Annotated in this window: 9 protein-coding genes and 1 tRNA gene; 8 read left to right on the top strand and 2 right to left on the bottom strand. The window is 35.5% G+C overall.

From position 1 onward, the window contains the following. Positions 1-830, top strand: an 830-nt coding sequence (locus tag EVJ48_10040; GenBank protein RZV36760.1) for a hydroxylamine reductase, incomplete at its 5' end; no start/stop codon positions are given. Between the two features lie 95 nt (positions 831-925). Here EVJ48_10040 and EVJ48_10035 read toward each other — a convergent pair. Then, a complete protein-coding gene (locus EVJ48_10035) occupies positions 926-1,258 on the bottom strand; it encodes a rubredoxin (GenBank protein RZV36759.1) in 333 nt (110 codons plus the stop codon). Positions 1,259-1,644: 386 nt separating this feature from the next. Here EVJ48_10035 and rpmB point away from each other — a divergent pair, with 386 nt between their 5' ends. After that, the gene (gene rpmB, locus EVJ48_10030) at positions 1,645-1,851 is read left to right on the top strand and encodes a 50S ribosomal protein L28 (protein ID RZV36758.1); all 207 of its coding nucleotides are present in this window, start codon (positions 1,645-1,647) and stop codon (positions 1,849-1,851) included. Between the two features lie 22 nt (positions 1,852-1,873). On the opposite strand, the gene rlmD is transcribed toward rpmB, so the two are convergent. After that, the gene (rlmD, locus tag EVJ48_10025) at positions 1,874-3,208 is read right to left on the bottom strand and encodes a 23S rRNA (uracil(1939)-C(5))-methyltransferase RlmD (protein ID RZV36757.1); all 1,335 of its coding nucleotides are present in this window, start codon (positions 3,206-3,208) and stop codon (positions 1,874-1,876) included. 131 nt (positions 3,209-3,339) lie between these two features. On the opposite strand from rlmD, the gene rfbA reads away from it, so the two are divergent. From rfbA to EVJ48_09995, 6 genes are all read left to right on the top strand, one after another. Beyond that, positions 3,340-4,227 (top strand): glucose-1-phosphate thymidylyltransferase, encoded by an 888-nt coding sequence (gene rfbA, locus EVJ48_10020; GenBank protein RZV36756.1) that lies wholly within the window; start codon positions 3,340-3,342, stop codon positions 4,225-4,227. Positions 4,228-4,294: 67 nt separating this feature from the next. After that, the gene (locus EVJ48_10015) at positions 4,295-4,564 is read left to right on the top strand and encodes a hypothetical protein (protein RZV36755.1); all 270 of its coding nucleotides are present in this window, start codon (positions 4,295-4,297) and stop codon (positions 4,562-4,564) included. Positions 4,565-4,567: 3 nt separating this feature from the next. After that, the gene (locus EVJ48_10010) at positions 4,568-4,801 is read left to right on the top strand and encodes a hypothetical protein (GenBank protein RZV36754.1); all 234 of its coding nucleotides are present in this window, start codon (positions 4,568-4,570) and stop codon (positions 4,799-4,801) included. A gap of 128 nt (positions 4,802-4,929) precedes the next feature. Next, positions 4,930-5,004: transfer RNA gene (locus tag EVJ48_10005), tRNA-Glu, on the top strand. A 91-nt stretch (positions 5,005-5,095) separates the two neighbouring features. Further along, the gene (locus tag EVJ48_10000; GenBank protein ID RZV36753.1) at positions 5,096-6,976 is read left to right on the top strand and encodes a chloride channel protein; all 1,881 of its coding nucleotides are present in this window, start codon (positions 5,096-5,098) and stop codon (positions 6,974-6,976) included. A gap of 140 nt (positions 6,977-7,116) precedes the next feature. Beyond that, positions 7,117-7,646, top strand: a 530-nt coding sequence (locus tag EVJ48_09995) for an alcohol dehydrogenase (GenBank protein RZV36761.1), incomplete at its 3' end; no start/stop codon positions are given.

Raw genomic sequence — 7,646 nt, 5'->3', positions numbered from 1 at the left:
TGCCGGCGCACGCTTACCCGTTCTTTAAAAGATTCAGCCATTTTATAGGTAATTACGGCGGGGCATGGTGGGAGCAGGAAAAGGAATTTGCGGAGTTTAAAGGATCTATAATAATGACCACTAACTGTATTAAAAAGCCTTTGGAAAGTTATAAGAACAGGATTTTTACTACGGATATGGTTGCAATGCCAGGAGTTAAACACATAGCAAATCATGATTTCTCCGAAGCTATTAATACGGCGTTAAATTCGGAAGAAATGCCGGAAAATATAAAAGGCACTATTGACGTTGGTTTTGCCAGACAAACTTTAGTTAATTCTGCAGACGCCATAATTAAAATGGTAGAAGAAGGTAAAATAAAGAAATTCGTCGTTATGGCCGGCTGCGATTCTAACGATAAAGAAAGAGTATATTATTCCGAACTTGCAAGTCGGTTGTCGAATGATTCGGTAATATTGACGGCCGGTTGCGCTAAATACAGATATAACAGGTTGAATTTAGGGGATATAGACGGTCTGCCTAGAGTTATAGACGCGGGTCAGTGTAACGATTCGTATTCGCTTGCTATCGCGGCGCTTAAATTAAAAGAAAAATTAAATTTAAACGACATAAACACCCTGCCTATTTATTACGAAATTGCATGGTATGAGCAAAAAGCGGTTATAGTACTGCTTGCGCTTCTTTATTTAGGAGTTAAAAATATCAGGCTCGGTTATAAACTGCCGGCATTTTTATCTGAGAACGTGGCGGATTTTCTTGTTAAAAATTTTAATATAATGGCTGTTTCTAATGTAGAGGATAGTTTAAAATATATAAACGGAAATAGATAAAGATAAAATAAAAAATTAAAATTAACGGAAGAAAGGAGGTAAAATATTTTTTAGCGCCCTTTCTTCCGTTAAAATTAAATATTTTTTTTAAATAATCAACCCCATTTCTGTTTGTTAATATGTGCAACTATTTCTGCTTTAGACATTTGTCTAAGTTCAAATGCGGCTTTTTTTGCTTTTTGAAACAAAATAAGGCAATTAGGATCAAGATTATCGTTTATTCCGTCTTCGGCAATTTTTAAAACTTTAGTGAGTACATGGGTAAGATCCATATGCAGCTGATTAGTTTTTCTAGAGCGGTCAATTAATTGCTCAACGTCTGCAGCGACTTTTTCAAATTTTTCTTTTGGCGCTCCGCATTTTGGGCAAGTATCAGGAGCAGAGTCTCCATCGTGAATGTAGCCGCATACTGAACATTTCCATTTCATAGTTAACCTCCGTTAATATTAAAGTTAATTAATTAAGTTAAGAATTGTTAAACTTCTTATTGTTTTAATTTTATCATAAAAAAAATAAATTGCAAGAAATTTTAGGATTAATTATTGATTAGTAAGTAATATTTATGTTTACAAACACGGAAGACTCAATTAGGAGTAAGAGAATAAATAAATCGACACCATTAAAAGGCAAAAATAAAAAATATATATTAAAATAAGAAAGAGTTCGGTTTTAAAATTTAAATGACACATAGGTTTTTTTGATTGACAAAACGGTTATCGATGTTATAAAATATAAGGCTCAATTAGAAAAATGTAATTATATATAACGGATACGAGATATTTTCAGTTTTTATTAAGAATAAGGAGAATATAAAATGTCAAGAGTTTGCAGTATTTGCGGTAAAGGTATACAGTTCGGAAATAATGTTTCGCATGCCAATAATAAAACAAAGAAAGTATCTTTTCCTAATTTGCATATGGTTAAGGCTGTTACCGCTAACGGCGGCAATAAAAGAATAAAAGTCTGCGCAAAATGCCTTAAAGCGGGAAAAGTGGTCAGGGCAGTTAAGGTCGGCAAGTAATCTGAATACAAAAGCAGGCGGTTCATGGCCGCCGATTTTTTCTTAAAAAAGCTACCTGTTCCAAGTGATATGTTCTTGGAAACATATCGAATATATCTATTTTTTCTATTTCATAGCCCGTTTCCGCAAATTGCTTTAAATCCCTTAGAAACGTCATTGTATCGCAAGATACGTATATTATATATAACGGATTTAAATCCGTTATTTTATTTGTCAGACTTTTAATGCCGGATCTTGGCGGGTCTAAAATTATTAAATCGAATTTTTTATCTTTTTCAATTTTATCGAGAAATTTCGATACGTCCGATTTAACGAATTTAATATTGCTTATATTGTTTAATACGGCGTTTTTCTTTCCGAGTTCTACCGCAAAATCGCCTGATTCAACTCCTATAATTTTCTCGGCATAAGACGTTAAAAAGAGCGTAATATTTCCAAAACCGCAGTATAAATCAAGTGCGTTAGAAAATTTTTTTGCAGCTCTTTCCGTTATTGTTTCTATATAATCGGATATTGCGTTTATTATGTTTTCGTTCTGTTCTTTATTTATTTGGATAAATGACGGTAAATCGTATAAAAATTTTTTATCTTTTATAGTCAAAAATTTTTTATTATTGTTTTTATCTGCATCTCTTGTTGCGTATTTAATGATTTTTTTATCGGGAGATTCCAGAAAAATATTGTCGCATTTTGTACCGGTAAATATATCTTTAATAAATTCCGTCGGTAATTTAAAGTTATTTTTAACGCGTAGAATTATATTCTTAAATCCCGCTTCGCTAATAGTTAAGAGTGAAATGTTTTTAGTGACGGTCCGATAATACTTTTCGCTTAGCAATACGCCTCCTGCTTTTTTCAATAATTCGTTTAAACCGGCTTTTGCAAGGCGGCATTGCTCAATATTTACTATATCGTGCGAATATTTTTTATAAAATCCTATATCTTTATTGTGTATTTTTAAACCTATTTTCTGCCTGTAATTAAGATTTTCTTTTGCAGGGTTAAACTTTATAGGAATATCGTGCTCGAAATAATTAGAGCCGAAATTTTTTTTAAATTCTTTTTTAAAAATTTCCGTTTTCCAGTAAATTTCGGTATCATAAGATATGCATAGATAATCGCATCCGCCGCAAATCCCAAAATATTTGCATACCGGTTCTATCCTTTCTTGAGACGGTTTTATAATTTTATTTATTACGGCGAAGTCGTAATTTTTATGCTCTTCTAATATCTCTATTTTTAAGGTGTCGCCCGGAACTGCATAAGCGACGAAGGCGACTTTGGAATCGGCTCTTCCAACTCCCCACCCGCCGTAAGATAAAGAATCTACTTTTATTATTTTAAATTTATTAGGCAATGTAGTTTTAGCCCTCTTGTTTTTTAAACTATTATATTATATTATTTATAAGATTTAATAAATATCTAATATATAAAACGTATATAAAACGATAAATATAAAAATATAATAAATAAGGTTAAAAAATAATCATGAAAGGCATTATTCTTGCCGGCGGAAGCGGAACGAGGCTTTATCCTATAACTCTTAGCGTCTGTAAACAACTTTTACCAGTTTACGATAAGCCTATGATATATTATCCCTTGTCGAGTCTTATGCTAGCGGGAATAAGAGATATCTTGATAATAACGACTCCGGCGGATTTAGAAAAATTCAGGACTATATTTGGAGATGGTAAGGGCTTAGGGCTTAATATAGCCTATAAGGAGCAGCCTTCCCCCGGCGGACTTGCGGAAGCCTTTATAATAGGCAAGGAATTTATTGGCGACGAAGACGTTTGTTTAATTCTCGGCGACAATATTTTTTACGGACACGGCATTCCCGAAAAGTTTAATTATGCAAAAAATATAATAAAGCAAAAAGGCGGAGGAGTAATTTTTACATATTACGTCGAAGACCCTCAGAGATACGGTGTTATAGAAATCGGCGGCGACGGAAAAGTTCTGTCTATAGAAGAAAAACCGAAAAATCCAAAATCCAACTATGCCGTTACAGGAGTTTATTTTTACGACAATGAAGTTGTTAATATTGCAGGCTCTTTAAAACCGTCGGATAGAGGAGAGCTTGAGATAACCGACGTAAACAATAAATACTTAGAGCGCGGCAAATTAAACGCAGTGACGCTTGGCAGAGGTTATGCATGGCTTGACACGGGAACGCCGGAAAGCCTGCTCGACGCTTCAAAATTTATCGAAATGATGGAGAAAAGGCAGGGGCTTAAAATCGGATGTATAGAGGAAATAGCGTACAAAATGAATTATATTTCCGAAGATGAACTTATAAATCTGTCTAAAAAATATATAAAAAGCGGTTACGGCAATTATATTTTGAAAATAATAAATGAAAATAAAATATTTTAACAGTTTTAATTAATAATTAATAAATAAAATTTTTAAAAATTAATGTAATATAAAAAAGGTAAAAAATATGAAATTAAGAAAAATTATTAAGGCTGTTTTGCTTACTTGCATTCTGGGGTTATTTGCAGGACTACTGCTTACTGGATGTTCAGGAACTAATCAGGCGTTAGAAAAAGACCATATTATGAACGACGGCTGTTTTATAACGTGTTATAATAATGTGCATAATGATAAAGTAGGCAAAAAAAATACCGGCGGCGGAAAATATGCAGATTATTCAGTCGGCAAATACCATTCCGCTTGGAACGATAAATCTTCCAAAAAAATATACGGATGATTAATGCATATAAGTTTAACCGCCATAGAATTTTGGAGTATAGCGGACTGGTGTGCTTTTGCTTTGACTTTGGCAGGAGTTTGGCAGTTAAGCTCGCATAAAAAATCGGGTTTCGTTATAAACGCTTTTGCTTCGGTAATATGGGTCGCTATAGGAATTCATTCCGGTTTAACAGGACTTACTGCTTTAAATATAGTTTTAATGTTTATATATCTTAGAGGTTATATTAAAAAATAAAATAAGAAGAGGCGTCATATTAATTTTACGCAACGTCTTTAAACTTTTAAACTTTTAAACTTTTAAAATTTTAAAATTTCGGCAAATTTAGTATAATAAAAATAATAAACCTTTTTAATTTTTTATAAGGCCCCATAGTCTAGCGGTTAGGACGTTGCCCTCTCACGGCAGTAACACGGGTTCGAATCCCGTTGGGGCTGCCATTTTCTAAAAAAAATTCAAGTACTGCCTAAAAGTAAAAAATTTATTCAATAAGCATAAGCATATCGCAATAATTTAGGAATAAAATTAAACATGTCTTCCATAAAAAGTTCTTTAATAAGATTAAGAACTAATCTTAAAAGAAAAATTATAAGATTTCAGGACAACTCAATATTTTATTTTTCTAGATGGATTTTTTTCGGAGTTTTAATAGGCATTATTGCAGGCATAGGAGCAATAGTTTTTAATGCTCTTATAAGGTTTTTTAGGTTCGTTTTTCAAGTAAGCATGGCGCATTACTATTCTCCAAGGCCCGAGCTTATGGGGCAGACCGGAGCGCCCGTCGATAATCATCCTATACGCTGGGTTATACCTTTAATAATTATGCTCGGCGGTTTAATATCAGGCATTTTAGTCTATACTTTTGCGCCTGAGGCGGAAGGACACGGAACGGATGCCGCAATAGATGCTTTTCACAATAAAGACGGATATATAAGAGGAAGGGTTCCGATAATAAAAACTCTCGCTTCCTCGGTTACTTTAGGTTCCGGCGGTTCAGGCGGCAGGGAAGGTCCCGTTGCTCAGATTGGCGCAGGATTCGGCTCGGTATTAGCGACATATTTGGGTTTGCCCGTGCCGGACAGGCGGACGATGCTGGTCGCAGGCATAGGAGCAGGCATAGGAGCTATTTTTAAGTCTCCGCTTGCAGGAGCGATGTTTGGAGTAGAAGTTCTGTATTCCGAAATGGATTTCGAGGGCGGGGCGCTAATGCTTTCTATTATCGCGGCTATCGTCGGATATTCCATTTACGCATATTTTTATGCAGGTTTTAATCCGGTCGTCAGGACGCCTATGTTTACTTATACAAGGCCTATTACATTATTCTTTTATGCTGTGCTTGGTATTTTTTTGGCTTTTGCGGGGCAGTTTTACGTACGTTTTTTTTATTTCATTCACGATGTTTTTAAAAAGATAAAAATAAAACCTCATTTTAAGCCTATGATAGGCGGTGCCGTAGTAGGAGTCATAGCTTATTTTTTTCCGGAAATTATGGGTGTAGGTTACGGATGGCTGCAGCTTGCGGTGCTTGGAAAACTAGCTATAATAACTTTAATTCTTTTAGGATTTTTAAAGATAGTGGCAACGTCCTTTACTATAAGTTCGGGAGGCTCAGCCGGCGTTTATGCGCCGTCTTTGGTAATTGGCGGTGCTTTCGGCGGAGCCGCCGGAATGATTTTTCATATATTGTTTCCTCATTTAATACTTTCTTCGGATATTGCGCCTTTTGTCCTTATAGGCATGGGAGGTTTTTTTGCCGGAGCCGCAAAGACTCCCATCTCGTCTTTGCTAATGGTTTCGGAAATGACCGGAAGTTACGGTCTTCTTCCTCCGTTAATGCTTGTTTCGGCTATAACTTTTATAGTCAGCGGAAAAAGAAGCATATATAGAAGCCAGAAAAAAAACAGAATGGATTCTCCTGCGCATATGAAAGATTATTTAATTAAGCCTCTGCAGAGATATTCCGTAAGCGACGTTATGGAAAGCGGAGATACCGCAGCCGCTAAGCCTTTAGACCCCGATATGCCGCTGTACGAGATGATTAAAATATTTTTTTATTCAAATTTTTATATGCATCCGGTTATAGATAAAGAAGGCAAAATCGTCGGCATAGTTAAATACGATACCGTAAAAAATTTAATGATGACGTCGCCCGATGATTCAAGAACCGCAAAAGATTTAATGGATACGACTAATTTGCCGAGAATCAGATTGACCGATACTTTGGATATAGCCGTGCATAATTTTTTCAGGAAAAATACCGACGAACTTATTGTAATAGACAAAGAAGGAATATATAAAGGTATTTTAAGAAAAAGAGACGTCGTACTTGCTATAGAAGAAGGGCAGAAATCGCCTTCTTCTTCGTCCGTTAAGCCAAACGGCAGCTTAAATGCTGAAAAGACAACGGATTAAATTTAAAATAACAAAAATAAATAAAATAATAAAAATAAAACAAAACGGGTAAAATTATGAAATGTGCTCTTTATTACAGCAATAAAGATATAAGGATTATAGAAAAAGATATTCCTAAAATAAACGACGACGAAGTTCTTATGAAAGTCGAGGCGAGCGGTATATGCGGCAGCGACGTTATAGAATGGTATAGAAGAGATAAAGTTCCGCTTGTCTTGGGACACGAGGTAACCGGCGTTATAGCGGAAGTCGGAAAAAAAGTCAAAAAATATAAAAAGGGCGATAGAATTTGCGCCGCGCATCATGTCCCCTGTAATACTTGCAAATATTGTCTTAGCGGACACCAAACGGTCTGCGAAACCTTAAGGGCTACAAACTTTGACCCGGGCGGATTTTCCGAGTATTTAAGGCTTCCTGAGATAAACGTTAAAAACGGCATATATCTTCTGCCGGATTCCGTCAGTTTCGAAGAAGGAACTTTTACGGAACCCCTTGCGTGCGTCGTAAGGGGACAGAGGCTTGCCGGCGTTAAACCCGCCGATACGGCGATAGTTTTCGGCAGCGGTCTTTCCGGACTGCTTCATATAAGTCTTTTAAGGGCAACCGGCGCAAGCAAAATTATAGCTGTCGATATTAATGAAAAACGGCTTGAATACGCAAAAAAATTTGG

This window comes from Candidatus Acidulodesulfobacterium acidiphilum (assembly GCA_008534395.1).
Taxonomy (GTDB): domain Bacteria; phylum SZUA-79; class SZUA-79; order Acidulodesulfobacterales; family Acidulodesulfobacteraceae; genus Acidulodesulfobacterium_A; species Acidulodesulfobacterium_A acidiphilum.
Note: the sequence above shows the minus strand (reverse complement) of the source record. Positions and strands in the feature narration are given on the sequence as shown.